Origin of the sequence: Streptomyces sp. DT190, assembly GCF_049846985.1 — a bacterium.
Classification (GTDB): Bacteria; Actinomycetota; Actinomycetes; order Streptomycetales; family Streptomycetaceae; genus Streptomyces.
On record NZ_JBNCNM010000007.1, the window covers coordinates 20,769 to 46,057 of the forward strand.

The 25,289-nt window shown below is 73.1% G+C and carries 25 protein-coding genes and 1 riboswitch; of the genes, 7 read left to right on the forward strand and 18 right to left on the reverse strand.

Features of this window, described 5'->3' with window-relative positions; all coding sequences use genetic code 11:
• Positions 1-29: 29 nt before the first annotated feature.
• Positions 30-1,631, reverse strand: coding sequence for an amidohydrolase (locus tag ACPXCS_RS14680; protein WP_425951726.1), 1,602 nt, complete (start codon positions 1,629-1,631; stop codon positions 30-32).
• A gap of 56 nt (positions 1,632-1,687) precedes the next feature.
• Positions 1,688-2,128 carry an Lrp/AsnC family transcriptional regulator gene (locus ACPXCS_RS14685; RefSeq protein WP_006136660.1) on the reverse strand — a complete coding sequence of 147 codons (441 nt, stop codon included), beginning with the start codon at positions 2,126-2,128 and terminating at the stop codon, positions 1,688-1,690.
• Positions 2,129-2,397: 269 nt separating this feature from the next.
• On the opposite strand from ACPXCS_RS14685, the gene ACPXCS_RS14690 reads away from it, so the two are divergent.
• Complete coding sequence (locus ACPXCS_RS14690; RefSeq protein WP_425951727.1) at positions 2,398-2,832, forward strand: hypothetical protein; 435 nt, start codon at positions 2,398-2,400, stop codon at positions 2,830-2,832.
• Between the two features lie 180 nt (positions 2,833-3,012).
• Positions 3,013-3,261 (forward strand): hypothetical protein, encoded by a 249-nt coding sequence (locus ACPXCS_RS14695; RefSeq protein ID WP_383334896.1) that lies wholly within the window; start codon positions 3,013-3,015, stop codon positions 3,259-3,261.
• Here the strand turns inward: ACPXCS_RS14695 and ACPXCS_RS14700 are convergent.
• The gene (locus ACPXCS_RS14700) at positions 3,224-4,396 is read right to left on the reverse strand and encodes an acyl-CoA dehydrogenase (protein ID WP_425951728.1); all 1,173 of its coding nucleotides are present in this window, start codon (positions 4,394-4,396) and stop codon (positions 3,224-3,226) included. The two genes, ACPXCS_RS14695 and ACPXCS_RS14700, sit on opposite strands and share 38 nt — an antisense overlap.
• A gap of 332 nt (positions 4,397-4,728) precedes the next feature.
• On the opposite strand from ACPXCS_RS14700, the gene ACPXCS_RS14705 reads away from it, so the two are divergent.
• Positions 4,729-5,991, forward strand: a complete 1,263-nt coding sequence (locus ACPXCS_RS14705) for a glycoside hydrolase family 18 protein (RefSeq protein ID WP_425951729.1) — start codon at positions 4,729-4,731, stop codon at positions 5,989-5,991.
• 63 nt (positions 5,992-6,054) lie between these two features.
• On the opposite strand, the gene ACPXCS_RS14710 is transcribed toward ACPXCS_RS14705, so the two are convergent.
• The 3 genes from ACPXCS_RS14710 to ACPXCS_RS14720 all read right to left on the reverse strand — a co-directional run bounded on the left by ACPXCS_RS14710 (position 6,055) and on the right by ACPXCS_RS14720 (position 8,396).
• Positions 6,055-6,711 (reverse strand): TetR/AcrR family transcriptional regulator, encoded by a 657-nt coding sequence (locus tag ACPXCS_RS14710; RefSeq protein ID WP_425951730.1) that lies wholly within the window; start codon positions 6,709-6,711, stop codon positions 6,055-6,057.
• Positions 6,712-6,786: 75 nt separating this feature from the next.
• The gene (locus ACPXCS_RS14715; protein ID WP_425951731.1) at positions 6,787-6,927 is read right to left on the reverse strand and encodes an SCO1431 family membrane protein; all 141 of its coding nucleotides are present in this window, start codon (positions 6,925-6,927) and stop codon (positions 6,787-6,789) included.
• A 92-nt stretch (positions 6,928-7,019) separates the two neighbouring features.
• Positions 7,020-8,396: a peptidase C39 family protein gene (locus tag ACPXCS_RS14720; protein ID WP_425951732.1), complete on the reverse strand. Its 1,377-nt coding sequence runs from the start codon at positions 8,394-8,396 to the stop codon at positions 7,020-7,022.
• 213 nt (positions 8,397-8,609) lie between these two features.
• Here ACPXCS_RS14720 and ACPXCS_RS14725 point away from each other — a divergent pair, with 213 nt between their 5' ends.
• Positions 8,610-9,266: a uridine kinase family protein gene (locus ACPXCS_RS14725; protein WP_425951733.1), complete on the forward strand. Its 657-nt coding sequence runs from the start codon at positions 8,610-8,612 to the stop codon at positions 9,264-9,266.
• Between the two features lie 433 nt (positions 9,267-9,699).
• Positions 9,700-11,562 (forward strand): AAA family ATPase, encoded by a 1,863-nt coding sequence (locus tag ACPXCS_RS14730; RefSeq protein WP_425951734.1) that lies wholly within the window; start codon positions 9,700-9,702, stop codon positions 11,560-11,562.
• Positions 11,563-11,633: 71 nt separating this feature from the next.
• Here ACPXCS_RS14730 and ACPXCS_RS14735 read toward each other — a convergent pair whose 3' ends face one another.
• The 10 genes from ACPXCS_RS14735 to ACPXCS_RS14780 all read right to left on the reverse strand — a co-directional run bounded on the left by ACPXCS_RS14735 (position 11,634) and on the right by ACPXCS_RS14780 (position 20,780).
• Positions 11,634-12,710 (reverse strand): hemolysin family protein, encoded by a 1,077-nt coding sequence (locus tag ACPXCS_RS14735; protein ID WP_425951735.1) that lies wholly within the window; start codon positions 12,708-12,710, stop codon positions 11,634-11,636.
• On the reverse strand, positions 12,707-14,041 hold the full coding sequence (locus ACPXCS_RS14740) for a hemolysin family protein (RefSeq protein ID WP_425951736.1): 1,335 nt from the start codon (positions 14,039-14,041) through the stop codon (positions 12,707-12,709). The genes ACPXCS_RS14735 and ACPXCS_RS14740 overlap by 4 nt, the downstream gene beginning before the upstream one ends.
• Positions 14,042-14,279: 238 nt before the next feature.
• Entirely contained in the window at positions 14,280-14,732 is a 453-nt protein-coding gene (locus tag ACPXCS_RS14745; protein WP_425951737.1) for a PH domain-containing protein, read from the reverse strand.
• 15 nt (positions 14,733-14,747) lie between these two features.
• Complete coding sequence (hisG, locus tag ACPXCS_RS14750; RefSeq protein ID WP_425951738.1) at positions 14,748-15,596, reverse strand: ATP phosphoribosyltransferase; 849 nt, start codon at positions 15,594-15,596, stop codon at positions 14,748-14,750.
• Positions 15,597-15,642: 46 nt separating this feature from the next.
• A complete protein-coding gene (locus tag ACPXCS_RS14755) occupies positions 15,643-15,915 on the reverse strand; it encodes a phosphoribosyl-ATP diphosphatase (protein ID WP_031486114.1) in 273 nt (90 codons plus the stop codon).
• Positions 15,916-15,949: 34 nt separating this feature from the next.
• Positions 15,950-16,435 carry a 6,7-dimethyl-8-ribityllumazine synthase gene (gene ribH / locus ACPXCS_RS14760; protein WP_425951739.1) on the reverse strand — a complete coding sequence of 162 codons (486 nt, stop codon included), beginning with the start codon at positions 16,433-16,435 and terminating at the stop codon, positions 15,950-15,952.
• A gap of 20 nt (positions 16,436-16,455) precedes the next feature.
• The gene (locus ACPXCS_RS14765) at positions 16,456-17,748 is read right to left on the reverse strand and encodes a bifunctional 3,4-dihydroxy-2-butanone-4-phosphate synthase/GTP cyclohydrolase II (protein ID WP_425951740.1); all 1,293 of its coding nucleotides are present in this window, start codon (positions 17,746-17,748) and stop codon (positions 16,456-16,458) included.
• Positions 17,745-18,386 carry a nicotinamide mononucleotide transporter family protein gene (locus ACPXCS_RS14770; RefSeq protein WP_425951741.1) on the reverse strand — a complete coding sequence of 214 codons (642 nt, stop codon included), beginning with the start codon at positions 18,384-18,386 and terminating at the stop codon, positions 17,745-17,747. The genes ACPXCS_RS14765 and ACPXCS_RS14770 overlap by 4 nt, the downstream gene beginning before the upstream one ends.
• Entirely contained in the window at positions 18,383-18,991 is a 609-nt protein-coding gene (locus tag ACPXCS_RS14775) for a riboflavin synthase (RefSeq protein WP_425951742.1), read from the reverse strand. Before ACPXCS_RS14775 ends, ACPXCS_RS14770 begins: the two co-directional genes overlap by 4 nt.
• A 145-nt stretch (positions 18,992-19,136) precedes the next feature.
• A riboswitch (FMN riboswitch) is annotated at positions 19,137-19,267 on the reverse strand.
• Positions 19,268-19,550: 283 nt separating this feature from the next.
• Positions 19,551-20,780, reverse strand: a complete 1,230-nt coding sequence (locus ACPXCS_RS14780) for an ROK family transcriptional regulator (protein WP_425951743.1) — start codon at positions 20,778-20,780, stop codon at positions 19,551-19,553.
• A 136-nt stretch (positions 20,781-20,916) separates the two neighbouring features.
• Between ACPXCS_RS14780 and ACPXCS_RS14785 the strand changes: the two genes are divergently transcribed.
• Entirely contained in the window at positions 20,917-22,122 is a 1,206-nt protein-coding gene (locus ACPXCS_RS14785) for an MFS transporter (protein WP_425951775.1), read from the forward strand.
• On the opposite strand, the gene ACPXCS_RS14790 is transcribed toward ACPXCS_RS14785, so the two are convergent.
• Positions 22,082-22,540: an acyl-CoA thioesterase gene (locus tag ACPXCS_RS14790; protein ID WP_425951744.1), complete on the reverse strand. Its 459-nt coding sequence runs from the start codon at positions 22,538-22,540 to the stop codon at positions 22,082-22,084. The two genes, ACPXCS_RS14785 and ACPXCS_RS14790, sit on opposite strands and share 41 nt — an antisense overlap.
• Positions 22,541-22,681: 141 nt before the next feature.
• On the opposite strand from ACPXCS_RS14790, the gene ACPXCS_RS14795 reads away from it, so the two are divergent.
• Positions 22,682-24,061 (forward strand): uracil-xanthine permease family protein, encoded by a 1,380-nt coding sequence (locus ACPXCS_RS14795; protein ID WP_425951745.1) that lies wholly within the window; start codon positions 22,682-22,684, stop codon positions 24,059-24,061.
• Here the strand turns inward: ACPXCS_RS14795 and ACPXCS_RS14800 are convergent.
• The gene (locus tag ACPXCS_RS14800) at positions 24,040-25,173 is read right to left on the reverse strand and encodes a glycoside hydrolase family 6 protein (protein ID WP_425951776.1); all 1,134 of its coding nucleotides are present in this window, start codon (positions 25,171-25,173) and stop codon (positions 24,040-24,042) included. The genes ACPXCS_RS14795 and ACPXCS_RS14800 overlap by 22 nt on opposite strands.
• Between the last annotated feature and the right edge of the window lie 116 nt (positions 25,174-25,289).

Here is a 25,289-nt window from a genome sequence, read left to right on the forward strand (position 1 = left end):
CACGATCGCGGGTGCGCCCACCCCGTAGATCACTCGCCCGGCCGTACGAAGACCGTGCGTCCGCCCACCACCGTGCGCAGGCAGACGGGCAGGTCGTGGCCGGGGGTCAGGTCGGGCAGCCCCGGGGTGCCGGAGCGGGGGTCGGTCGACCAGCGGGCGACCCGGTCGTCCGGGGCCTGGACGACGAGTTCGCCGGTGCGCCACACGGCGTAGTCGGCCGGGGCGCCCGGGACGAGGACCCCCGCGTCGTCCCGGCCCACGGCCCGCCAGCCGCCCCGCGTGTGCGCCGTGAAGGCGGCGCGCACGGAGACGCGGTGCTCCGGCGTGCGGTGGAAGGCGGCGGCCCGGACCGTGCCCCAGGGGTCGAGCGGCGTGACCGGGCTGTCGGAGCCGAAGGCGAGCGGCACACCGGCGCGCAGCAGGGCAGCGAAGGGGTTCAGGGCGCGGGCCCGCTCCGCTCCGAGGCGCTGGGCGTACATGCCGTCCTCGCCGCCCCACAGGGCGTCGAAGGCGGGCTGGACGGAGGCGGTGAGGCCGAGTTCGGCGAAGGCGGCGATCGACTCCGGGGTGAGCATCTCGGCGTGCTCCACACGGTGCCGGGCCGCCCGGATCCGGGCGAGTCCCAGCTTGTCGGCGGCGGCGCGCACGCCCTCGACCACGGCGTCCACGGCGGCGTCGCCGATGGCGTGGAAGCCGGCCTGGAGCCCGGCCTCGGTGCAGGCGACGACGTGGGCGGCGATCGCGGTGGCGTCCAGGTAGGCCCTGCCGGTGTGCCCGGCGTCGGCGTACGGCTCGTGCAGGCGGGCCGTGTGCGAGCCGAGGGCGCCGTCGGCGAACAGGTCGCCGGCCGCGCCGGCCGCGCCCAGCTCGCGCGCCTTGGCGACGTCCTGCTCGGCCCAGTAGCCGACCACGCGCGGTCCGGGTTCCTCGGCGGCCAGGCGCAGCAGGCCGGTGAAGTCGTCCTCGGAGGAGATCTCCGGGCCGGCGCATTCGTGGAGAGTGCCGATGCCGAGCGAGACGGCGTGCGCGAGGGCGGCGCGCTGCGCCTCGGTGCGCTGCCGGGGCGTCACGGCCGCGAACGCAGCGGCGCGGACGGCGTGGTGGGCGTCCGCGGTGAGCGGCCCGTCCTCGCGGGGTGCGTCCTGGACCAGGTCGAGCAGAGCCGTCGTCACGACGGCCGAGTGGACGTCGATCCGGCTGAGGTACAGGGGCCGGTGCCCGGTGGCCTCGTCGAGCTCGGCCCGCGTGGGCGGGCGGCCTCCGGGCCAGCGCGCGGCGTCCCAGCCGTGCCCGAGCAGCACGCGGTCCTGCGGGCGGGCCGCGGCGAAGTCCCGGACGCGGGCGAGGGCGGCTTCGAGGGAGGGGGCGTTCGACAGGTCGAGCCCGGTCAGGGCCAGGCCGGTGGCCGTGGTGTGCACGTGGGCGTCCGTGAACGCGGGAGTGACCAGCGCCCCGTCCAGATCGACGACCTCGTCGACACCGTCCGCGAAGGCGTCGGCGGCGCCCTCGGACCCGACCCAGGCGACCTGGCCCCGCTCCACGACCATCGCGGTGGCGAACGGATCGGCGGGGCTGTGGACCTCCCCGCGACGGAGCAGAACGGTCTGGGGCGGCGTACGGGACTCACTCATGGAGCACAGTTTCACAGGCCCCGCTCCCGTGCTCCGCCAAGGGGTGTCGGCGGAGGTCAGATCCGGGGCGGCCGCGCCTCGTACGGGGTGGACAGCACGACCGTCGTCCGCGTGGAGACGCCGGCCAGCGACCGCACCCGCGCCAGCAGCTCCTCCAGTTCGTGCGGTGTGGCCACCCGCACCTTGAGGATGTAGTTCTCGTCGCCGGCGACGCTGTGGCACGCCTCGATCTCCGGCACCCCGGCCAGCCGGTCCGCGATGTCGTCGGGCGCGCTCGGATCGAACGGTTTCACGGAGATGAACGCGGTCATGGGCAGCCCCACGGCCTCCGGGTCGACGACCGCCGCGTAGCCCCGGATGACGCCCCGCTGCTCCAGCCGCCGCACCCGCTGGTGCACGGCCGAGGTGGACAACCCCGTGGCCTTGCCCAGGTCGGTGTAGCTCATCCGCCCGTCCTTGACGAGCAGCTGCACGATCTGTCGGTCCAGCTCCTCCATGGCGCAAGAACCTACAGGGCGGTTGATCTCCTCGGATACCTGAGGAGCCCAGGTCATACCCGGTTCGTGATGTGGCCGGAAGCCGACCGCCGACCGTCCGGGGGACAAACCCGCCGGAGGGGGCACCTGCGAGCGGCATGTGACGAACGCCACAGGGCTCGAACGGTCTCCGTGATGTTCTCGTGATTACCACCCAGGGGGGACGGGAAGTGCTTGCTGTGGTCGAGGCCGCAGTGCCTGATACGGCCCAGCCCGAGGGGGAGAACCCAATGCAGAGTCTCAAGCGCCCTGGTCGCACCGCACCCAAGCGGCCGCAGCTCGTCGTCGAGCCCGAGCCGGAGGGCGTCGAACCCGACGCGTTCGACGACGAACTCGACGCCTACGACACCTTCGAGATGTACCGGGTCGTCTGCCCGGACTGCGCGCAGCCCATCGCCCTGCTGGCGGACGAGGAGGTGCTGCCGGAGCACGCGCTGTGCGCCTCGCCGTGGAACCCGTTCGGGCTCACGGTCTGCGCCGGGACCGGCCGCAGGGCCTCGGACGCCCGCCCCGCGGACGAGTCCGTGGACCCGCAGGAGCAGGACACCGCGCTGCTGTTGACGCTCCCTCAGGGCCTCGACTGGCGGACGCAGCCCTTCTCGCACGTCGGCGGCCCGGGCTCGCGCCCCATCAGGGTCCCGGTCATGCGCCGCGACGCGGCCTGAGCGCGGTTCTTTTCCCGCCCGCTGGCTCCACCCCGTGACTGTCCCGCACCACGGCGCCCTGACTGCCGTGGTGCGGGCTCACCGTGCCCGCGGCCCGGTGCACCCGGGTGATCGCACGGGGAACGCACGCCCGATTCCACCATCCGGTGACCTGTCCGGCCTCTGTCGCGTTGCCCGGGTATGACCCCCATCTCCTCAGCGACCGGGCGTCAGCGCCTCCTCTACGTCCCACCGCCCGCAGAATCGGTTCGGCCGGGTCCGCCGCGCTATCAGGACCCGCCGATCTACCGCGACCTGATGCGCACCTGGGCCGAGGGAGGCCGCACCCTGCCGGGCCGGCACGACCCGGAGTGGATGCGGCTCGCGGCGCCCTGGCGGGGCCTCGACCAGTTCAGCGTTCCTCTGGACCCACGAGATGGCGGGCGATGACCATCCGCTGGATCTGGTTGGTGCCCTCCACGATCTGCAGCACCTTGGCCTCGCGCATGTACCGCTCGGCCGGGAAGTCGGCGGTGTAGCCGTAGCCGCCGAGGACCTGCACGGCGTCGGTGGTGACCCGCATCGCCGTGTCGGTGCAGTGCAGCTTGGCCATGGCCGCCTGCCGGGCGAACGGCCGGCCCGCGTCCCGCAGCCGCGCCGCGGCGAGGTAGAGCGCGCGGCCCGCCTCGATCTGCGTCGCCATGTCGGCGAGCATGAAGCGCAGTCCCTGGAAGTCGGCGATGGGCTTGCCGAACTGGCGCCGCTGCGCCGCGTACGACAGCGCCTCGTCGAGCGCCGCCTGGGCCAGGCCGATCGCACACGCGGCGATGCCGAGCCTGCCCGAGTCCAGGGAGGACAGGGCGATCGCGAAGCCCAGCCCCTCGTCGCCGATGCGCCGGGCGTCGGGGACCCGCACGCCGTCGAAGTGGACCTGGGCCGTGGGCGAGCCCTTCATGCCCATCTTCCGCTCGGGCAGCGCGGCGCTCACCCCCGGGGCGTCGCCGGGCACCAGGAACGCGGTGATCCCGCGCGGGCCCTCCTCGCCGGTGCGCGCCATGACCGTGTAGAAGTCGGCGATGCCGCCGTGGGTGATCCAGGCCTTGGAGCCGGTGATCACCCAGTCGTCGCCGTCCCGCACGGCCCTGGTGCGCAGGGCGGCGGCGTCCGATCCGGAGTGCGGCTCGGAGAGGCAGTAGGCGCCGAGCAGACCGCCGCCGAGCATCGCGGGCAGGTGCTCGACCTGCTGCTCCTTGGTGCCGTAGGCGGCCAGGGCGTAGGAGGCCAGCGTGTGCACGCTGACGCCGAGGCCGACGGTGAGGCGGGCCGCGGCCAGCTCCTCGAGGACCTGGAGGTACACCTCGTAGGGCTGGTCGCCGCCGCCGTACTCGGAGTCGTAGGGCAGGCCGAGCAGGCCGGAGCGCGACAGCAGGGTGAAGAGCTCGCGCGGGAACCGGCCGGCGTCCTCCTCCTCGGCCGCCTTCGGGACGATCTCCTGCTGCGCGATGTCGCGCACGAGCGAGATCAGGTCCCGGGCCTCCTCCGTGGGCAGTTGCCGGTCCACCGGCTGCGGGGCGCGGTCGGGCATGGCGACGCTCTCCTCCCTGTCGGGCGCTGGCGGACGGGCCCGTGGGTGGGGGCGGCGCCGCCGGGTCGTTCTGGTGCCTGGCCGATGCTTGCAGTTCCGGGTCGCGGAAGCTGCTGACCAGCGGCTGTGCGCTGTGAGTATGCCCGATCGGCGGCATCCCGTCACCAGTTAACGACCGCTTACTCCAAGAAATGGCCGAGCGCGCCCCGGGCGGCGAGATTGGTCCGCACCATTGACCAACTGGTCTAGTCCTCCTACTGTTTCGCTCCACCGACTCACCGCGTTCATGCCAATGAGCGCGGCGTTCCCCTCTCCCCACGAGGAGACACCGGATGCACACCCCCCACACCTCCCGCTTCCGTGCCGTCGTGTCCGCCGCCTGCTGCGCCGTGCTCGGCGCCGGGCTGCTGGCCGGCGCGGGCGGCTCCGCCACAGCGGCGACCTCGGCTCAGGAGGCCGCCGCGGACGTGCGGACCGCACCGCAGACCAAGGCCGGCTCCAAGGTCCTCGGGTACTTCACCGAATGGGGCACCTACGACCGCAAGTACCACGTCAAGAACATCGAGACGTCCGGATCGGGCGCCCGGCTCACCCACATCAACTACGCCTTCGGCAACGTCACCGGCGGCAAGTGCGCCATGGGCGACGCCTACGCGGCCACCGACCGGGCCTACACCGCCGCCGAGTCCGTCGACGGCAAGGCCGACACCTGGGACCAGCCGCTGCGCGGCAACTTCAACCAGCTGCGCAAGCTGAAGCAGAAGCACCCGAACCTCAAGGTGCTGTGGTCCTTCGGCGGCTGGACCTGGTCGGCCGGCTTCGGCGAGGCCGCCAGGAACCCGGCCGCCTTCGCCCAGTCCTGCTACGACCTGGTCGAGAACTCCAAGTGGGCCGACGTCTTCGACGGCATCGACATCGACTGGGAGTACCCGAACGCCTGCGGCGCCACCTGCGACACCAGCGGCAAGGACGCCTTCCGGAACCTGATGCAGGCCCTGCGCGCCAAGTTCGGCTCGCAGAACCTGGTCACCGCCGCGATCACCGCCGACGCCACCCCGGGCGGCAAGATCGACGCGGCGGACTACGCGGGCGCCGCCCGGTACGTCGACTGGTACAACCCGATGACGTACGACTTCTTCGGCGCGTGGGACGCGGCCGGGCCGACGGCCCCGCACTCCCCGCTGACCTCGTACACCGGCATACCCAAGGCGGACAACCACAGCGCGGCGACCATCGCCAAGCTCAAGGGCCTCGGCATCCCGGCCTCGAAGCTGCTGCTCGGCATCGGCTTCTACGGCCGCGGCTGGACCGGCGTCACCCAGGCGGCCCCCGGCGGCACCGCGACCGGTCCGGCGGCGGGCACCTACGAGCCGGGCATCGAGGACTACAAGGTCCTCAAGACCAAGTGCCCGGCGACGGGGACGGTGGCCGGCACGGCGTACGCCAAGTGCGGCAGCGACTGGTGGAGTTACGACACCCCGGCGACCATCGCGACCAAGATGGACTACAAGAACCAGCAGGGTCTGGGCGGCACGTTCTTCTGGGAGCTGAGCGGCGACACCGCGGGCGGTGAGCTCATCAAGGCCATCAAGTAGGCCCCGGACGACCGAGGGGGCGGAGGGTCCGCGCGGACCCTCCGCCCCCTGTTGGTGCGCCGCTCACGCGCCCCGGCGGGCGGGTTCGGGAGCCCGGTAGGCGGGGTCCAGTTCCTCGATGGCCCGCAGGGCGCCGCCGAGCGTCTTCACCAGCAGCTCGCACATGGTCGCGCGGGGCAGTTCCGGACGGTCGATCCACTCCAGCGTGGCGCCCTCGACGCTGCACACCCAGGCGAGCAGGGCCATGCGCGCCAGCGGCGTGACGTCGGTGCGGCCGTACGCCCCCTCGGCGATGGTGGCGATCACGGCGGCACGCACGCCGTCGCGGATGGCGTGCACCTCGGTGTCGAAGCCGACGCCGCCGCTGACGATGGTGCGGTAGGCGGCCTGGTTCTGCTCGGCGTAGCGCAGATAGCTGTCGACGGTGCGCTGCACCCGGTCGACCGGGGGGAGTTCGAGGCCACCGGCCGCCAGCGTGATCAGCTCGGTGACGGAGTCCTGGACGATGGCCAGGTAGTAGCCGCGCTTGGACTGGAAGTAGTAGTAGATCAGCCCCTTGGCGACGTGCGCCTGCCGGGCGATGTCGTCCATCGACAGCGCGTCGTAGGACGTGTCGGCGAACAACCTCCGCCCGATGGCGATGAGTTCGGCTCGGCGCGCCGTCGAGCGCTCGGTGCCGCGGGCCCGGGGGCGCGCGGCGGGCTGGGGGCTGATATTCAATTTCGACCCTGGTCTCACGGGCGGGGGCGGGACATGCGCAGTATGGCAGGCCCCACACCCGCGGCGTGGGTCAGGTCACAGCAGGCCGAGCTGGGTCACGAGCATCGCGACGACCACGACCAGGGCCCAGCCCATGACGTGCTCGACGATCTTGGGGCCGTCTTCCTGAGGGCCGCCGGTGCGGACGCGGGCGATGGTGGCGGAGTGCGCGGTCATGGCTTCTCGCTCGTTCGGTGGTGCTGGACGGACTTCCCGAAGGGTCTGTCCCACCTTGCCACCCCAAGCGGCTTTTGCGGCCGAGAGCTTGCTCACACGCGGACGCCCACGGCCCCCAGGGCCCTGCGCTGGGCCGCGGTCGGGCCCGCCGGGAAGTAGAGGTAACAGACGCCGCCGGTGCCGGAGACGACCGTGCCGGAGCTGTTGTGCCGTCTGGTGCGCAGCCAGATGTTCTCGAACTCGCGCCGCCGGTAGACGCGCCGCACCGCCTCGTTGCTCTCGGAGTACGGGTCGTTGGCGATCACGTCGCCGTCCGCGGTGAAGCCGATGACGGTCATGAGGTGCCCCGCCGTGCCGTACCCGGCGCCGGTCAGCTCCCCCTTGGTGAACGACTGGGACGTTATGGCCGGGATGCCGGCTGCGATCAGCGTCTCCAGGTCGGTGAGCGAGCCGAGCCGCGTGACCACGCCGGCCAGGCCCTCGAAGGTGGCCGCGTAGGCGGCGTTGAACGGCCAGTTGCCGCAGCCGCCGTACTGGTGGTCGTAGGTGAACCGGGCCGCGTGGCAGACCTGCGGGTCGGCGTACGAGGGGTTCACCCAGGCCAGCTGCTCGGGGGTGAGCCGGCCGCCCCAGTACTCGACGACCATCTGCGAGGAGGTCGGGCTGCACCAGGCCTCGCCGCCGTTGTCGTACTCGGGGTACTGGCCCTTGTGGATCTCCTGCGAGTAGCGCGGGACGGTCAGTTCCCGGGCGAGGCCGGGCGCGGAGGCCGGGACGGTGAAGCGGGCGGGGACGTCGGAGGCCATCAGGTGGAGCCGCCGGACGGTGGGCGCGGCCCCGGTGCCGGGCCTGCGGTACAGGGTCAGGCGCAGCCGGCAGGAAGCCAGCCGCAGCCCGGCCGACGGGTCGTCGACGGCCAGGGTGTCCGTCCAGACGGTGCTCCTGCCGTCGCTCTGGTCGTCGACCGAGGTGCGGCGGACGTCCTGGTCGCCGGCGGCCCAGCGGCCCATCACGTACCAGGGGCCGGTGGTGCCGTCGGTGTAGGTGGCGCGGGCCTCGATCTGGATCCAGGTGCCGGGCGGGGTGTGCGCGTTCCAGGAGACGATCGCCTCCGTCGCGGGGACGGCGAGGCGGTGGACGGGGGACGTCCAGGTGCCGTACTGCCAGGACGCGGTGGTGCCGGTGTGCGGGTCCGTGTAGTCGGTGGTCCCGGCGGGGGTGGCGAGGGCGAGGCCCGCGGGGTCGCCGGCGACGGCGCGGGTGCCCCGGGTGGTTCCGGAGCACCAGTCGCCGTGGGTGAACCAGGCACGGTTGTCCACGGTCCGGGCCGGGGCCGGGCCGGCGGCTGCGGTGTCGGTCGTCATGGCGGCCTCGGATTCGGCGGCCGCCGGACCCGCGCTTCCGGTGACGGCGGCGGCGACCACGGCGGCCAGGACGGTTCTGCGGGACGGCTGGTCGACTCTGCTCATGACGGGACCCCCGATGGTCGGAGTCGGGCAGGGCGGGACAGGTCCGGTACACGGTCGATCGCACCCGTGTGTGCGCCACATATGAGCACAGCCCGCCGGGTCCTGCCAGCACTTCGACCCGCGCCACGCCCACCAATATTGGCGTCGACCAGTGGCACCGCCCGGCCACCCGCGCCGGAGGCCCGCGCGCCCGTGGCTAGAGTGCTGCGCGAGATGACTGAGTCCTTCCGCCCCGCACCGGGGCCCATCCTCGGCACCCTGGCGTCCCGGATCCGCCGGCTGCCCCCCTCCTGCGGTCCCGTCCGGCTCGTGGGGATCGACGGGCACGCCGGCTCCGGGAAGACCACGTTCACCGGGGAGTTGGCCGGGGCCCTGGGCGGCGCTCCGGTGCTGCGCCTGGACGACGTCGCCAGCCACGACGCGCTCTTCGACTGGACCGGCCGCGTGCTGGAGCAGGTGATCGCACCACTGGCCCACGGCCGTACGGCGCACTACTCCCCCTACGACTGGCGGGCCCGTCGCTTCGGGGCGCCCCGAGCGCTGCCGCCCGCCGAGGTGCTCCTGCTGGAGGGCGTCGGCGCGGGACGCCGGGCGCTCCGCCCCCATCTGGCCCTGCTGGTGTGGCTGGACCTGCCCCGCGAGGAGGCCTGGGCGCGGGGGCGCTCGCGGGACGGGGAGGAGCAGCGGGAGTTCTGGAACGGCTGGGTCCCGGCCGAGCGCCGGCATTTCGCCGAGGACCCCTCACGGCCGTTCGCCGACGTGCTGGTACGTCAGGGGGAAATGGGATATGAGGTGCTGCCGGGGCCCGCGGTGAAGCCCGGACCGGACCAGCCCCTCACGCAGGGTGACGGACCGCCCGCTGTGTGCTGAACTTGTGAAGACCCTCCCGAGGCAACTTCCCGGAGGGCCTCAACTCGGCTTGACCGACGGGCCGTACAGGTCTTACGTTCTCAATGTGCGGCTGTTCCCGGCCGCCCTCAGACGCGAAGCCCCCGGTTGTTCCCCCGTGATCGGGGGCTTCGTTCTGTCCTCGTGCCGTTCCGCGGGCCCCGTGCGGCGCCGCGCGCTCACCCTCGGTCACCATCGGCGACCGTGCCGCATCCCCTCCCACCTCGCCGAACGGCCCGTGCGGCACCCTGGGGCCGCGCCGCCCCCGCGGGTACGATGCCCTCGTCGCGACCTGCGGACGGGTGCTGCGCGCACGGTGCAACTCCGTTCCGGGGCACGGCGGTTCGAGCAGGGAAGCCGGCCGGGGGGACGGCTCGTTGGCCTACCGACGGGGGCACGCTTCGTGGGGGACGGGATGGACTTCGGCACGCAGGGCCCTCAGGCCCCGGCCGACCTCGCCTGGTTGCGGGGCGTGGACGCGTACACCATGGGGGCCTATCCACAGGCCGAGGAGGAGTTCCGGGCCGCCGTGCGGATGGATCCCTCGATGGCCGACGGCTGGCTCGGGCTGCACGCGCTGCGCGTCGACACGACGACCGCGCTGCTGAGGATGTTCCGCCACCGGGAGCGCTTCGGGGAGCAGCGCACCCGCTACCGTCGCACCCTCAACTCCTGGTACTGGCTGGGCTGGTGGGTGCAGCCGGTGCTGGAGAGCCCGCGCGACCTGCTGCTCGCCCACGCCTCCCACTGGCTGGACGGCCGCCACGTGCCCGAGCTGGACCGGGCCCTGGCCGGGCTGCCGCCGGTGGACGCCGACCACCAGGTCCGCTTCCTGCACGCCTGCCGCGCCTATCTGGTCAAGGACTGGGAGCAGTTGGTCCGGCACACCGATCCGCTGCTCGACGACCCGATGCTCGGCATCGAGGCGGGCCTGTTCGGCGGCATGGCCCGGGTCCGCCTGGAGATGTACGGGCAGGCCGAACCGCTGCTGTCCGCCGCGCTGATGCGCTGCCGCAGCGAGCAGCCGCAGCGCAAGGAGCTGCGCTACTGGCTGGCCCGGGCGCACGAGGGCACCGGCCGCAGCGCCGCCGCGCTCCCCCTGTACCGGGCGGTGCACCGCGTCGACCCGGCGTTCATGGACACCTCGGCCCGGCTCGCCGCGATCGCCGAGGGCGACGGGTACGAGGACGCCGCCGGCTTCGCGGCGATCACGCTGACCGGGGCCGGGCTGGACGCCGTGGACGGGCCGGACGGCTTCGACCCGCTCTTCGGCACCGAGGGGCGCGACCTGAGGCTGCCCGACCTCGAACCGCCCGTCTCCGTGCCCCTGCCGCCGGTCACCGGCCCGGCGGTGCGCGAGAGGACCGGCCCGGTGCCGTCCCTGCCCACCGGACCCACCGACCCCGCGTTACTGGAGGAGGCGCTCGCCGAGCTGGAGCGGATGGTCGGGCTGGAGCCGGTGAAGCGCCAGGTCAAGGCGTTGTCGGCGCAGTTGAACATGGCCCGGTTGCGGGCCGGGCAGGGCCTGCCCGTCCAGCCGCCGAAACGCCACTTCGTCTTCTCCGGCCCCTCCGGCACCGGCAAGACCACCGTCGCCCGCATCCTCGGCCGCGTCTTCTACGCGCTGGGGCTGCTCGGCGGGGACCATCTCGTGGAGGCTCAGCGCGCCGACCTGGTCGGCGAGTACCTCGGGCAGACCGCCGTGAAGGCGAACGAGCTGATCGACTCGGCCCTCGGGGGCGTCCTCTTCGTCGACGAGGCGTACGCGTTGTCCAACTCGGGCTACGGCAAGGGCGACGCCTACGGCGACGAGGCGCTCCAGGTGCTGCTGAAGCGGGCCGAGGACAATCGCGACCACCTCGTGGTGATCCTGGCCGGCTACCCGGAGGGCATGGACCGGCTGCTCGCCGCGAACCCCGGACTGTCCTCCCGCTTCACCACGCGCGTCGACTTCCCCTCCTACCGTCCCCTGGAGCTCACCGAGATCGGCAAGGTGCTCGCCGCGGAGAACGGGGACGTGTGGGACGAGGAGGCCCTCGACGAACTGCGGTCCATCGCCGGGCACGTGGTGGACCAGGGCTGGATCGACGAGCTGGGCAACGGGCGCTTCCTGCGGACGCTGTACGAGAAGAGCTGCGCGTACCGGGACCTGCGGCTGTCGGTGTACCCAGGGACGCTCGGGCGGGAGGATCTGGCGACGCTGCGGCTGCCGGACCTGATGCAGGCGTACGGGGAGGTCCTGTCCGGGCGGGGACCGCAGGATCCGTCGGCCGCCTAGCCGCCCCGGACGCGGGCGGGCGGCAGGCGCGCGGACCGCGCCCGCGCCGGGCTGCCGCCCACCCGGCCGCGCTACGTCGCCAGGACCTCCTCGCCCGACCTCGGCTCGGTCAGCCTCACCTCGCGCACCTGGCGGTGCGCGGGATCCCGCACCTCGCCGACCAGCAGCTCCAGGACGTCCTCCAGCGCCACCAGCCCGAGCACCTTCCCGGAACCGTCGGCCACCTGGGCCAGATGCGTCGCGGCCCGGCGCATCACCGTCAGCGCGTCGTCCAGCGGCAGCTCCGACCGCAGGGTCGTCATGGGCCGCCACAACTGCTGCGGCACGGCCCGGTCCGAGTCCTCCAGGTCCAGGACGTCCTTGACGTGCAGGTAACCCATGAACGCGCCGTTGTCCGCGGCGACCGGGAAGCGGGAGTAGCCGGTGCGGGCGGTGAGCTCGACGATCCGCCCGGGGGTGACCGAGGGGCTGACCGTCACGAGGGACTCGCGCTTGAGCAGGACGTCCGTCACCGGGCGGGAGCCCAGCTCCAGCGCGTCCTCCAGGCGTTCGGCCTCCTCCGGGTCGAGCAGGCCCGCCTGGCCGGCGTCCTCCACCAGCCGGTTGAGCTGCTCGCTGGTGAAGACGGCCTCGACCTCGTCCTTGGGCTCGACGTGGAAGAGCCGCAGGATGCCCTGGGAGACGGCGCCGAGGGCGACGGTGATCGGCTTGCAGAAGCGGGCGAACCAGACCAGGCCGGGGCTCAGCCACAGCGCGGCCTTCTCGGGCGCCGCCATCGCCAGGTTCTTCGGGACCATCTCGCCGATGACGAGGTGGAAGAAGACCACGGCGGCCAGGGCGATCACATAGGTGAGCGGGTGGATCATGCCCTCGGGCAGGTGGACCCGCTCGAAGAGCGGCTCCAGCAGATGCGCCACCGTCGGCTCGGCGACCGCGCCCAGGGTCAGCGAGCACACCGTGATGCCGAACTGGGCCGCCGCCATCATCTGCGGCAGCCGCTCGAGACCGTGCAGCACCTGGCGGGCACGGGCCGTGCCGAGGGGTTCGATCTGGCTGCGCCGTACGGAGACCAGCGCGAACTCGGCGCCGACGAAGAAGCCGTTCGCCAGTACCAGCAGCGCGGCGAAGAGCAGTTGCAGCACGCTCATCGGACGGCCTCCACCCTGGCGGTCACCGGGGCGGTGCGGACGAGCCGGACCCGCTCCGCGCGGTAGTGGCCGACCTGGCGCACCGCCAGGCGCCAGCCGGGCAGCTCCGCCTTGTCGCCGACGGCCGGGATCCGGCCCAGCAGGTCGGCGATCAGGCCGGCGACCGTCTCGTACGGGCCTTCGGGCACGTCGAGGCCTATGCGCTGGAGCACGTCGACGCGGCAGCTGCCGTCGATGTCCCAGGCGGGCCTGCCGTCCTCCGGCGGCGCGGCGGCCAGCTCGGGCAGGTCGTGCCCGTCGTGCTCGTCGCGGACCTCGCCGACGAGCTCCTCGACGATGTCCTCCAGCGTGACGACACCGGCGGTGCCGCCGTACTCGTCGACGACGACCGCGATGGGCTGCTCGCTGCGCAGCCGGGTCAGCAGCGGCCGTACCGGCAGGGTCTCGGGGACGAGCAGCGGCGGGCGGGCGATACGGCCCACCGGGGTGCGCAACCGGTCCTGGACGGGCACGGCCAGCGCGTCCTTGAGGTGGACCATGCCGACGACCTCGTCGATCCGCTCCCGGTACACCGGGAAGCGGGACAGGCCGGTGGCGCGGGTCAGGTTGACCACGTCCTCGGCCGTGGCCGAGGACTGCAGGGCGCTGACCTTCACGCGCGGCGTCATCACGTGCTGGGCGGTGAGCTCGCCGAGGGACAGGGTCCGCACGAAGAGGTCGGCCGTGTCCTGTTCGAGGGCACCGGCCAGGGCCGAGTGGCGGGCCAGGGAGACGAGCTCGCCCGGGGTGCGGGCGGAGGCCAGTTCCTCGGCGGGCTCGAAGCCCAGCGCCCGGACGAGCCGGTTCGCGACGGCGTTCAGGCCGGCGATGACCGGGCGGAACAGCCGGGCGAAGACGTGCTGCGGTGCCGCGACGAACCGCGCGACCTGCAGCGGCCTGGACACCGCCCAGTTCTTGGGCAGCAGTTCGCCGATCACCATCTGCACGGCGGAGGCCACCAGCATGCCGACGACGACCGTGACACCGGGGACCGCTCCCCGGGGGATGCCGATCGAGGTGAACGGGCCGCGCAGCAGCTCCGCGAGCGCCGGCTCCGCGAGCATGCCGACGACGAGGGAGGTGATGGTGATGCCGAGCTGGGTGCCGGAGAGCTGGAAGGAGAGTTCCCTGAGTGACTCCACGACGCGCTGGGCGCGCCGGTCGCCTTCGGCGGCGGCCCTCTCGGCCTCCGCGCGCTCGACCGTCACGAGTCCGAACTCGGCGGCCACGAAGAATCCGTTGGCGAGAATCAGCAGGAACGCGGCTGCCAGAAGCAGCAGGGGGATGGTCATGATGCCGCCGCCTCCGCACGGTCGCGGACACGGTCCGCGCTATGTCGGCAGGGGGCGGCGCAGGTACTGCAGGACGATCCGTCCATCGCCGGAGGGGGTCACTCCTCGGTTAGCAGGTAGCCTCTGCGCACCGGGCGGGGCAGCAGCGGCGAAGGCGCGTCCGTAGCGCCTCCGCCAACAGATTAATCAAGACACCGCCCGGTGCGGCAGTGGCGACGGCCGTGCGAATGGCCACGCCTCAGTCGGGGCGCCCGGGGGCCGCGACGGAGCGGGCCTCGACGAGGGCGCGCAGGGCCCGGGCGTCGGCGAGGGCGCGCTGCCTGGCGATGCCCGGCTGGATGCCCAGGGCGGGCAGGCTGGTGCCGTCGCTGAGGTTGAGGAACACCCAGGGGTCGCCGGGCCGGAGGGTCACCTGGAGGATCTCCGCCCACTCCAGCCGCCGCTTGTTCGTGAGGTTCACCACGGTCACGCCGTCCTCGTCGGCGACGACCTTGGGCCGGGCCAGCAGGAGCAGCACGGCGTCCAGCAGGAGCGCCGTGATGACGAAGCTGAGGCGTTCGGCGGGGCTGAGCTGCTTCAGCAGCATCGCGACGGCCGTGATCACCACGAGGATCGCGACGGCGGCGGTGAGCAGCACCGCGCGGGTGCTGCCCGGCCGGAACGTGACGGGCAGGGTGGGCAGGTCGGACATCGGTCTACGCCCCTTTTACAGCCGGCAGGCGTGGATGGCCGTGGTCAGGATGGCCCGGGCGCCGATGTCGTACAGGTCGTCCATGATCCGCTGCGCCTCCTTGGCCGGGACCATCGCGCGGACGGCGACCCAGCCCTCGTTGTGCAGCGGGGACACGGTCGGCGACTCGAGACCGGGGGTGAGGGCGACGGCCTTCTCCAGCTGCTCGACGCGGCAGTCGTAGTCCATCATCACGTACGTCCGGGCGACCAGGACGCCCTGCAGGCGGCGCAGGAACTGCTGGACCTTGGGGTCGTCGGGGTCGGAGCCGGTGCGGCGGATCACGACGGCCTCGGACTGCATGATCGGCTCGCCGACGACCTCCAGGCCCGCGTTGCGCAGGGAGGTGCCGGTCTCGACGACGTCCGCGATGACCTGGGCGACGCCGAGCTGGATGGCGGTCTCGACGGCGCCGTCGAGGTGGACGACCGAGGCCTCGATGCCGTGCTCGGCGAGGTGGCCGGCGACGATTCCCTCGTAGGAGGTGGCGACGGTCTTGCCGGCCAGGTCGGACAGGCCGGTGATGGTGCCGGGCTTGCCGGCGTAGTGGAAGGTGGAGCGGGCGAAGCCGAGCGGGAGGATCTCCTCGGCGTCGGCGCCCGAGTCGATCAGCAGGTCCCGGCCGGTGAGGCCGATGTCGAGCTGGCCGGAGGCGACGTAGATGGCGATGTCGCGGGGGCGCAGGTAGAAGAACTCGACCTCGTTGGCCGGGTCGACGATCCGCAGTTCCTTGGACTCCCGGCGCTGCCGGTAGCCGGCCTCATGCAGCATCTCCGCCGCAGGTCCTGACAGGGAACCCTTGTTGGGGACGGCGATGCGCAGCATGAGGTCGGCTTCCTTTGCGTGGGTGTCTGACGGGAGCGGGTGCGGCTTACAGGTGGGCGTAGACGTCGTCGAGGGAGATGCCGCGGGCGACCATCATCACCTGGACGTGGTACAGCAGCTGCGAGATCTCCTCGGCGGCCGCCTCCTTGCCCTCGTACTCGGCGGCCATCCACACTTCGGCGGCCTCCTCGACGACCTTCTTGCCGATGGCGTGGACGCCCTTGCCGACCAGTTCCGCGGTGCGGGAAGTGGCGGGGTCGCCGTTTGCGGCCTTGTGCTGGAGCTCGGTGAAGAGCTCCTCGAACGTCTTCTTGGACATGGTGACGCTCAGCCTATGCCACAGCCGGCTTCCGTCAGCGCCAGGGTTCGGATACTGAGCGGAGCGTGGCCGCGGTCGCCACCGCGGCCGTGACCGCCTCGTGCCCCTTGTCCTCGTGGGAGCCCTCCAGACCGGCGCGGTCCAGGGCCTGCTCCTCGGTGTCGCAGGTCAGCACACCGAAGCCGACGGGGACGCCGGTGTCGACGGAGACCTGGGTGAGGCCCTGGGTGACGCCCTGGCACACGTAGTCGAAGTGGGGGGTTCCGCCGCGGATGACGACGCCGAGGGCGACGATCGCGTCGTAGCCGCGGCCCGCGAGGACCTTGGCGACGACCGGGAGCTCCCAGCTGCCGGGGACCCTGAGCAGGGTCGGCTCGTCGATGCCCAGGTCGTGCAGGGCGCGCAGGGCGCCGTCGACCAGACCGTCCATCACCTTCTCGTGCCACTGTGCCGCGATGACGGCGACCCGGAGGTCACCCACATTGCGTACGGACAGTTCCGGTGCACCCTTGCCGCTCACGTTGCTCCCTCAGTGCTCTGTTACTGGTTGCCGCAGGCCGGCACGGTGGTCGTGTCCAGCCAGGGCAGGTCGTGGCCCATCCGGTCCCGCTTGGTGCGCAGGTAGCGGAGGTTGTGCTCGCCGGCGCTGACGGGCATCGGCACACGGGCCTCGACCGTGATGCCGTGGCGGATCAGCGCGTCGGTCTTGTCGGGGTTGTTGGTCAGCAGCCGGACGCCGCGCACGCCGAGGTCGGCGAGGATCTGCGCGCCGGCGGCGTAGTCCCGGGCGTCGGCGGGCAGGCCGAGTTCCAGGTTGGCGTCGAGGGTGTCGCGGCCGCGCTCCTGGAGCTCGTAGGCGCGCAGCTTGGACATCAGGCCGATGCCGCGGCCCTCGTGTCCGCGCAGGTAGACCACGACTCCGCGGCCCTCGTCCTGGATACGGGCCAGGGAGGCGTCCAGCTGGGGGCCGCAGTCGCAGCGGGCCGAGCCGAAGACGTCGCCGGTGAGGCATTCGGAGTGGACCCGGACGAGGACGTCCCGGCCGTCGCCGATGTCGCCGTGCACCAGGGCGACGTGCTCGACGCCGTCGACCGTGGAGCGGTAGCCGTACGCCGTGAACGTGCCGTGGGCGGTGGGCAGTTGCGTCCTGGCCTCGCGGCGGACGGTGGGCTCGCTGCTGCGCCGGTAGGCGATCAGGTCCTCGATGGAGATGATCGTCAGGCCGTGCTTGCGGGCGAAGGGGACCAGCTCGGGCAGGCGCAGCATCCGCCCGTCCTCGCCGGCGATCTCGACGATCGCGCCGGCCGGACGCAGACCGGCGAGGCGGGCGAGGTCGACGGCTGCCTCGGTGTGGCCGTTGCGGGTCAGGACGCCGCCGGGCCGGGCGCGCAGCGGGAAGATGTGGCCGGGGCGGACGAAGTCGTCGGGCCCGGACACGCCGTCGGCGAGCAGCCGCAGGGTGGTGGCGCGGTCGGCGGCGGAGATGCCGGTGCTCACGCCGTGGGCGGCGGAGGCGTCGACGGAGACGGTGAAGGCGGTCTTCATCGACTCGGTGTTGTCGTCGACCATCTGCGGCAGGCGCAGCCGGTCCAGCTCGTCGCCCTCCATGGGGGCGCAGATCAGCCCGCGGCACTCGCTCATCATGAAGGCGACGATCTCGGGGGTGGCCTTCTCGGCGGCGATGACGAGGTCGCCCTCGTTCTCCCGGTCCTCGTCGTCGACGACCACGACCGGGCGGCCGGCGGCGATGTCGGCGACGGCCTGCTGGACGGGGTCGAGCGCGAGGTCCTCGAACTCACCGTCGGTGCTGTACAGGATCGGTGCGGTGCTCATGCCGGCGCTCCTTCCAGGGTGGGCCGCGCGGCCTGACGCGAGCGCAGCCACCAGTCGCGCAGGCCCCACAGGACGAGCGCGCCGTAGATGACGTAGACGAAGCCGGAGAAGGCGTAGCCGTTGGCGAAGTTGAGGGGCACGCCGACGAGGTCGACGAGCAGCCAGGCGAACCAGAACTCGACCATGCCGCGGGCCTGGGCGTACATGGCGACGACCGTGCCGACGAAGATGTAGGCGTCCGGCCAGGGGTCCCAGGACAGCTTCGGGTAGGCCGTGAACAGCAGCGCCACCGCGACCGTGCCGGCGGCGGCCGCCGCGGCCATCGCGGCGCGCTCGCGCCAGGTGGCGAACCGGACGGCGATGTGGCCGTCCTCGCCCTGTCCCCTGCCGCGCTGCCACCGCCACCAGCCGTACAGGGCGACGACCATGACGACCGCCTGCTTGCCCGCGCTGCCGGTGAGGTGGCCGAAGAAGGCGCCGAAGAGGATGAGGCCGGCCAGGAACTGCACGGGCCAGGTCCAGATGGAGCGCCGCCAGCCGAGGGCGAGGGCGGCCAGGCCGAAGAGGTTGCCGACCATGTCGGACCAGAGGATGTGCTGGCCGAAGAGGACGAACGCCTCGGAGTTCAGCGCGTTCACTCGGCTGCCCCCCGCGCGCGGTCGCCCAGCATGCGCTCGACGTACTTGGCGATGACGTCCACTTCGAGGTTGACCGGGTCGCCGGGCTGCTTGTGGCCGAGCGTGGTCAGGTCGAGGGTGGTGGGGATGAGGCTGACGGTGAAGTGGTCGGGGCCGGCGTCGACGACGGTGAGGCTGATGCCGTCGACGGTGATGGAGCCCTTCTCGACCACGTACCGGGTGAGGTCGGCGGGCAGGGAGATCTTCACGATCTCCCAGTTCTCCGAGGGCTTGCGCTCCAGGATCTCGCCGGTGCCGTCCACGTGGCCCTGCACGATGTGCCCGCCGAGGCGGTCGCCGACGGCCATGGGGCGTTCGAGGTTGACGCGGGAGCCGGCTTTCAGGGCGCCGAGGCTGGAGCGGTTCAGGGTCTCCGCCATGACGTCGGCGGTGAACTCGTCGCCCTCGTGGTCGACGACCGTGAGGCAGACGCCGTTGACGGCGATGGAGTCGCCGTGTCGGGCGCCCTGGGTGACGACGGGGCCGCGCAGGCGGAAGCGACAGGCGTCGTCGAGGGTCTCGACGGCGGTGACCTCGCCCAGCTCTTCGACGATTCCGGTGAACACTTCCCGGGTCCTCCTGCCTCTTCGGGCACGGACTCCGGGGCTGTCGATGACGACAGATGACACGAACGGGAACACCGGGGACGACGCCGGACGGAGTCCGCCCTCAGGACGGACCGCTCGGGCGGCGCGCACGGATGCCCGCTCGCCGCGCACTGCCTCCCATCCGGACTTTAACCGTCGGTCCAGGAATTTCACCTGGTCAACCGGCCGCTGGAGGCGACCGGGTCGCGGACTGTAACCGCCGGTTCGGACTTTCACCGACCCCGGAGTGCGCTGCTACTGGTACACGGCCAGTGTGCCACGCCCGATCGAGGTCCAGTCGGGTGAACGGTGTGGGGTGCCTCACAGAACGTGGCGCGGCCCTTCCCGAGCGCGACGGCGCGGGCAACTCCCCTGCCCGGCCGGGGACTCGGCTTGGTACGCACCTATTGACGCACTGGTCTAGTCCTTTCTAGGGTCGGCGCCAGGGTCGGCGCGTCCCACCCCCCACGGACCGGCCCGGCGGCGGTGACGACGGCCCTTGCCCGCCGTCGGGCCTTCCCAAGATCGCGCCCCGCCCCTACGGAAGCGGCCGTTCCGGAGAGGTGAAGAGCTCCTCCTGCGCGCGCTCCCGGGCCGTCAGCAGCGCGCCGCGCAGGACCGCGCCGCCGCCCAGGGTGGTGGCCCGCACCTCGGTGGGCAGCGGGGTCATCCGGCCGATGCGCTCCCGGACCCGCGCGGCGAGCTCCGCGCCACCGGCCCGCCCGACCTCACCGCCGAGCACCACGCACCCGGGGTCGAGGATGGCGACGACCGAGGCGACCCCGACGGCCAGCCGGCCGGCCAGGGCGTCCAGGAAGCGGGCGGCGGGAGTGGGGTCGCCTACGGCCGGGGCCTTGCGGACCGCCGCACCGACCAGCCCGGCCGCCGCCCGCAGCACCCCCACCTCCGCGGGCCCTTGGCCCGCCGCCGCGGGCATGGCGCAGCGCGCGGCCAGGTCCACCACGGCCGCCGCCGAGGCCAGGGAGTGGAAACCGCCCTCGCAGTCGGTCGCGGTCGGCAGCGCGGCGGTGCCGGGCACGGGGAGGAAGCCGATCTCGCCGGTGCCGCCGGACGCGCCCCGGCGCAGCGCGCCGTCGAGGACCACCGCCGCTCCCGTGCCGTGGCCCAGCCACAGCAGCACGAAGGTGTCGCGGTCCCGGGCGGCACCGTCGCGCTGTTCGGCCACGGCCGCGAGGTTGGTCTCGTTCTCCACGCTCACCCGCGTCTCGGGCAGCCGCTCCTGCAGGGCGGCGACCAGCCGGCGGTGCCACTCCGGCAGCCCGGAGGAGTCGCGCAGTTCGCCGCTGGCGGGGTCGATCAGCCCGGGCGCGCCGATGCCGACGGTGTGCAGCCGGTCCGCCCCGGCCTCCTTGACCGCGCGCTCCACCAGCGCGACCGCCTGCTCCACGGCGGGCCCCGTGCCGGTGTCCTGGTCGATCGGCACCGACGCCTCGGCCAGCACCCGGCCCACCAGGTCGGCCACGGCGACGGAGACGCTCTCGGTGCGGATGTCCAGTGCCGCGAGGTGCGCCCGGTCGGCGACGATGCCGTACACCTTGGCGTTGGGTCCGCGCCGCTGCTCCCCCGCCTCGCCGACGACGCCGATCAGACCGGCGTCGCTGAGGCGCTCGACGAGGTCGGCGACGGTCGGCCGGGACAGACCGGTCAGCTGCTTCAACTGCCCTGCCGTCAGCGGGCCCTCCTGCTGGAGCAGACGCAGGGCGAGCCGGTCGTTGATGGCCCGGGCGGTGCTCGGGGATGCGGGCATGCCGGGATCCTTCCAGATCGCCGGAGCCTTCGGCCGCGGCCCGGCGGTGGTGGGCCTCTTATTATCAGGCAGGGTTCCTGATAGTTTACGGCCGCACGACGTGGTGCACCGGAGCGAGCAGGAGGGGGACCGCAGAATGGGCAACGTGGTCGACGAACAGCGCGAGGTGAAGCGGTCGCGGTACGCCGTGGCCGCCGTCTTCGCGGTGCACGGCGCCGTGACCGGCTCGTTCGCCACCCGGGTGCCGTGGATCCAGGACCACGCGGACGTCAGCGCCGGCCAGCTGGGCATCGCCCTGGCCTTCCCCGCGCTCGGCGCGTCCGTCGCGATGCCGCTCGCCGGCAGCGTCACCCACCGCTTCGGCGCCCGCAACGCGCTGCGCGGGCTGATCGCCCTGTGGACGCTGTCGCTGGTGCTGCCGGCCCTCGCGCCGAACCTGCTCACGCTCTGCCTGGCCCTGTTCGTCTACGGCGCGACGGCGGGCATGGCGGACGTGGCCATGAACGCGCTGGGTGTCGAGGTGGAGAACCGCCTCGACCGGTCGATCATGTCCGGGCTGCACGGCATGTGGAGCGCCGGCGCCCTGATCGGCTCGGCGGCCGGCACGCTCGCCGCCCACCTCGGCTCGGACGCCCGGCTGCACCACGCCCTGGCCGCCGCGGTCCTCACCGTGGCCGGGGTGCTGTCCTGCCAGTGGGTGCTGGACCTGCAGCCCGCCGAGGACGAGGAGCCGCCGCCCCGGTTCGCGCTGCCGCCCCGGTCGGCGCTGCTCATCGGCGCGATCGGGTTCTGCGCGGTGTTCGCGGAGGGCGCGAGTCTGGACTGGTCCGCCGTCTACCTGCGGGAGCAGCTGGAGACCTCGGCCGGTCTCGCGGCGGCCTGCACGACGGGCTTCACGCTCACCATGGCCGTCGCCCGGATCGCCGGCGACCGGGTCGTGGACCGCTTCGGTGCCGTGCGGACCGTGCGCGCGAGCGGGGTGTTCGCCGTCCTCGGCGGACTGCTGATCGTCCTGGCCGAACACCCGGCGGTGGCGATGACCGGGTTCGCGCTGATGGGGCTGGGCATCGCCGTCGTCGTGCCGCTGTGCTTCGCGGCGGCGGGCCGCACCGGCGCCAACCCGAGCCTGGCCATCGCCGGCGTCGCGACCATCACCTACACCTCGGGCCTGATCGCGCCGAGCGCGATCGGGATGCTGGCCCAGGCGACCAGTCTGATGGTGTCGTTCTGCCTGGTGACGCTGTTGTCCGGCGGCCTGGTCGCCTTCGCGCGGGTGCTGCGCCCCGGCGACCGGGTGAAGATCAGCCGGCCGGACGCAGCAGTTCCCGACCCGCGGCCCTGAACTCCTCGCTCCACGGAGCGGGGCGCAGCGTGGCGGCGTCCAGCCGGACCAGCACCCGCGTCCCGCGGGCGTGGGTGGTGCCGCCGTCCGCCGAGCAGAAGCGGAAGCCGTACGTGAGCCCGGTCGTGCCCAGGCGCTCCAGCCACAGGTGCACGGCGTACGGGCCCGGCCGGGACACCGGGGCCTCGTAGGTGATCGTCAGCTCCTTCACCGCGTTGCAGGCGTCGCCCGCGGCCGCCCAGTCGCCCTCGAAGCGGATGCCCCGCTCCTGCCACAGCTCGGCCCAGGCCCGCTCGACCATGAGCGGGTAGCGGGCGTTGTGCAGCAGGCCCAGGGCGTCCAGGTCGTCGAAGTGGACGGTGACGGGGACCAGCCGACCGTGGGACAGGGCGGGGGTGGTCAGGGCTTCGGCGGTCACGTGCGGGGCTCCAGGGCGTGCGGATCGGTGGTCTCTACAGCGACCGCCATCCTAAGCATCCGCTCACGTGTCCGGAGCATGCCCCGTGAGCGCGGAGAATGGTCCGGACTCAGCTGCCCGCACGACGAAAGCGACACCCCCATGGATCTCGGCGTCCGCTGGAAACTGCACGGCGACGGACGCGTCCCGGCGCCCGGTGCGGTGGTCCGGCCCGATGAGCGGCTCTCCTGGCCCCGCACCGCCGGGCTCGGCGCCCAGCACGTGGTGGCCATGTTCGGGGCCTCCTTCGTGGCGCCGGTCCTGATGGGCCTGGACCCCAACCTCGCGATCATGATGTCGGGCGTCGCGACCATGGTGTTCCTGCTGGCCACCCGCGGCCGGGTGCCCAGCTACCTGGGCTGCTCGCTCTCCTTCGTCGGCGTGGCGGCGGTGATCCGGGCCCAGGGCGGCAGCAGCGCCACCGTCACCGGCGCGGTGTTCGTGGTGGGCGCCGCGCTGTTCCTGGTGGGACTGGCCGTGCGGCGGTTCGGGGCGCGGATCATCCACGCCGCGATGCCCCCGATCGTGACCGGCGCGGTGGTGATGCTGATCGGCTTCAACCTGGCGCCGGTGACGGCCTCGACGTACTGGCCGCAGGACCAGTGGACGGCCCTGCTGGTGATGCTGTTCACCGGACTGGCCGTGGTCTGCCTGCGCGGTTTCTGGTCCCGGATCGCGATCTTCCTCGGTCTGGTCTTCGGCTACGGCATCTCCTGGGTCTTCGACCTGGTCTTCGGGAAGATCCACTCGGCGGACGGCAGCGGCAAGGTCACCGACCACTGGCGGCTGGACCTGTCCGGTGTGGGCCAGGCGGACTGGATCGGGCTGCCGACGCTGCACGGCCCGTCCTTCGAGTGGTCGGCGATCCTGGTCGCCCTGCCGGTCGTCATCGCGCTGGTCGCGGAGAACGCCGGGCACGTGAAGGCGGTCGGCGAGATGACCGGCGACTCGCTCGACGACAAGCTCGGCACGGCGATCGCGGCCGACGGCGTCGGCTCGATGCTGTCCACCGCGGCCGGCGGCCCGCCCACCACCACGTACTCCGAGAACATCGGCGTGATGGCCGCGACCCGCGTCTACTCGACGGCCGCGTACTGGGCCGCCGCCTGCTTCGCCCTGCTGTTCGGCCTCTGCCCGAAGTTCGGCGCGGTCGTCGCGGCGATCCCGGGCGGCGTGCTCGGCGGCATCACCGTCATCCTCTACGGCATGATCGGCCTGCTCGGCGCGCAGATCTGGATCAACGCCGAGGTGGACCTGCGCAATCCGCTGAACCTGGTCCCGGCCGCCGCGGGCATCATCATCGGTGTCGGCAACGTCTCCATGACGTTCACGGACACGTTCTCGCTGAGCGGCATCGCCCTCGGCACCGTGGTCGTCATCACCGGCTACCACGCGCTGCGGGCCTTCGCCCCCGCCCACCTGAAGACGCAGACGCCGCTGCTGGACGAGGGCACCTCCTCCTACGACGACGCCAAGTCGTAGGCGTAGGAGGCCGTGAACGTCCCCGGCCTGCCCCTGCAGCCGTCCGACTCCCCCGGCAGCTTGACCCACAGGTAGGCGTCGATCCGCGACGCGCCGGTGGCCAGGGTCGGGGTGCGGCCCAGGCTGCGGCCCGCGGGGTCGCACCACTCGCCGTCGGCCGGGGCGCCGTTGCCGTTGCGGCTGGTGTCGATGACGGCCCCGAGGCCGGCCGGGCCGCCGAGCGCGTCCAGCACCCGCCGGTCGTAGGCCACCTCGTCGGCGGTGGTGTGGAAGTTGGAGACGTTGCTGAAGATCCCGTCGGAGGACCCGGACGAGGCGGCACCGGCCTGCCGGAGCCAGGCGGCCTGCTTGGCGGGCGCGTTCCAGCCCGAGTGTCCGGCGTCGAAGTAGACCCGGGCCCGCGGGTTGGCGTCCTTCAGGACGCGTCCGGCCCGGGCCAGGGAGGCGAAGCGGTCGGCGCGCGCACCGGCCGGGAGGCACCCGGCCTGCGCGACGGAGTCCGGCTCCAGGACGACGATGACCTCGCCGGAGCCCAGCCCCGCGGCGAACCGGTCGATCCAGGCGTCGTAGGCGTCCAGGTCGGGCGCCCCGCCCTGGGAGTGGCCGCCGCAGTCCCGGCCGGGGATCGCGTACGGGACCAGGACGGGCACCCGGCCCCGGGCGGCCCCGCCCGAGGTGACGGCGGCGACCCGGGCGGTGACGGTGTCCGGCGCGTACTCGGCGAACCAGACCGCGGCCGGCTGCTCGGCGATCCGGGAGGCGATGACCGCGTGCCGGGGGTCGCCGGAGTGGGTGCGGACCCAGTCGAGCACCTGGGAGTCGGGGTGGCGGTAGAGCCGGCCGGCCACCGGGGCGCCGCGCTGCTTGCGCACGGCCCTGCTCGGCGACGGGGACGGCGGCGGAGGGCTCTCGCTCGCGGACGCGCAAGCCGACGGCTGCGGAGCGGACGGGGACGGACTGGGCGACGGCGCCGCGGGCAGGGGCGCCAGGCGCGGTGAGGCGGTCACCTGGGGCGTCCTGGCCTGGTCGGAGCCGCGCCGCTCGCCGTCGAGCGCGGAGAGCGTCCCGGCGACCGCGCCCGCCACGACCACGACGGCGGCCGCCGCGACCATCGCGCCGCGCCGGGCGGCACGCCTGCGCGCGGCCCTGCGGGCGGCCAGGCGCTGGGCACGCGAGCCTGACACGGTGCTGCTCCCCCTCCCCCTGCGGCGGGCGGTGTTCCCCCGTT